We start from the raw sequence: 2,211 nt of genomic DNA, 5'->3' as shown, positions 1-2,211 counted from the left end.
ACTGGCAATGTTCTCGATTGGTATTGTGTTCATGATTTTGTTGGTTACCTTAAAGTCGTTCCGTGCAAGCATTGCTATTCTGATTTCTCTGCCGCTTGCAGCTATAGGTTCACTATTAGGGTTGGTGATCACTCATTCAAGCATTAATATCTCTTCTGGGATTGGGATGCTGATGCTGGTTGGAATTGTTGTCACAAATGCGATTGTGCTGGTAGACCGCATCCGTCATAATGAGGAGAGTATGAGTATTCGCGAAGCAATTATGGAAGCGGGAAAGGTACGTCTACGGCCGATTCTGATGACAGCACTTGCTACTGTATTTGCGATGCTTCCTCTTCTGGTTGCACATGAATCCGCGATGAGTTTAAATCTTGTTTCAAAGGGACTTGCGGTGGTCGTCATTTTTGGTCTCATCGTGTCCACCCTTTTAACACTGATTGTGATTCCAACCTTCTATGAATTATTTCATTTCCGCAAAGCCAAAAAACAAAGGCTGCATAGTAACCACATATCAGATACGTTAGGCCAATAAAAAGTTAATTGCAAAAAGGGCGATGACACATCAATCTGTCATCGCCCTTTCTTTTTTACTTCTTAAGAAGTTCTAAAAACGAACAAATCGTTAAGATCCCTTTATCAAAGTTTTCTAAGTTAAAGTGTTCGTTTGGTGCATGAAGATTCTCATCTGGCAATCCGAAGCCCATTAAGACAACAGGCGCATTTAGAGAATGGTTGAAATCCGATACAATCGGAATCGAACCCCCTTCTCTTTTGTATACCGGTGCTTTTCCATAAACGGTTTCATACGCTTCGGCCGCTTTTTGAATCATCGGGCTGTCGATTGGCGTTAAGAATGGATTCCCCGTATCTTGAAGAGACACTGTCACAGTGCAGCCTTTTGGCGCATGTTCTTCTAGATGCTTTTTGATCAATTGCTGAATCTTTTCAGGGTTTTGATTGTGGACAAGACGGCAAGTGATTTTGGCATGAGCCTCGTTCGGGATGACTGTTTTTGTTCCTTCTCCCTGAAATCCGCCCCATAATCCGTTAATTTCTAAGGTTGGCCGTGAACTGATTTTCTCGGGGTATGGGAAATTCTTTTCCCCTCCGGTTAAATCAGTTAACCCTAATGATTTTTTTAGCTTTTCTTCATCAAACCCTAACGCTTTAATTTGTTCCTTTTCAAAATCTGTAAGAAGTACAACATCATCATAAAAATGATCTACATTTACTTTTCCGTTTGCATCATGAAGGGTTGAAAGCAGCTTCACCAATAAATGGTTGGCGTTTTGGACTCCCCCGCCGAACATGCCTGAGTGCAAATCCGAATTAGCGGTTTTTAGGGAAAATTCCAGTGCACAAAGACCTCTTAAAGAATAGGTGATAGCAGGAACGCCTCTGTCCCACATATCAGAGTCAGATATAACGACTACATCACAGGATAATTTTTCTTTATTTTCGGATAAGTATGGCGGAAGATGAGGACTTCCGATTTCTTCTTCTCCTTCGATGCAAAACTTAACGTTTACCGGTAATTTACCTTCTGTTTTCAATAGTGTTTCTACTGCTTTGATATGTAAGAATGTCTGCCCTTTGTCGTCGGTTGCCCCTCTGGCAAAGATCTTTTCATCACGGATTGTTGGTTCAAACGGAGGCGTTTCCCATAAATGAAGAGGGTCTACGGGCTGGACGTCATAATGGCCATACACTAAGACAGTTGGGGCGTTTTCCTGGTGTAGCCAGTCCGCATAGACAATCGGATGACCTTTTGTTTGGATTATTTCCACATGTTCCATACCAACGCTTTCTAATTTATTGGCAATCCATGAAGCTGCTTTTTGGATGTCCTCTTTATGCTCGGATAAAGAACTGACGCTTGGAATTCGGAGCAATTCTTTTAATTCCTCAACATTTTGATTATGTTGCTTAGATAATAACTCAGATAATTGACTCATATTATCACCTTTTCTAGTTTATTTCCCCTTCTTATTATATATATAAAGACATGATTGGCATCAAGTAATACAACTTGGCCAAAACCGGGTCATGTCAAATAAAAAATCAGAACCTGACTCGAAGTCTACACCACACCTTTTATATTACCCCGCTTTAGCTGGAAAACTCATGAATTCATCCCTCTACATAAATGTATGAGGCCATCTTTTAAATGAAAAATAAATAAACAGATGCAAGTTTACATAATATTATTAT

General features: G+C 40.3%; 2 protein-coding genes. One reads left to right on the top strand and one right to left on the bottom strand.

The window, feature by feature from the left end; translation table 11 throughout:
* The coding region (locus V7659_RS30095; protein ID WP_335543688.1) for an efflux RND transporter permease subunit at window positions 1–532 on the top strand (532 nt) is incomplete at its 5' end.
* Between the two features lie 55 nt (window positions 533–587).
* On the opposite strand, the gene V7659_RS30090 is transcribed toward V7659_RS30095, so the two are convergent.
* On the bottom strand, window positions 588–1,955 hold the full coding sequence (locus V7659_RS30090; RefSeq protein ID WP_335543687.1) for a dipeptidase: 1,368 nt from the start codon (window positions 1,953–1,955) through the stop codon (window positions 588–590).
* Between the last annotated feature and the right edge of the window lie 256 nt (window positions 1,956–2,211).

This window comes from Neobacillus drentensis (assembly GCF_036966985.1).
In the GTDB taxonomy this organism is placed as follows: Bacteria; Bacillota; Bacilli; order Bacillales; family Cytobacillaceae; genus Neobacillus; species Neobacillus drentensis_E.
The sequence above is the reverse complement of the archived record's forward strand: the minus strand, read 5'-3'. Positions and strand labels throughout refer to the sequence as shown.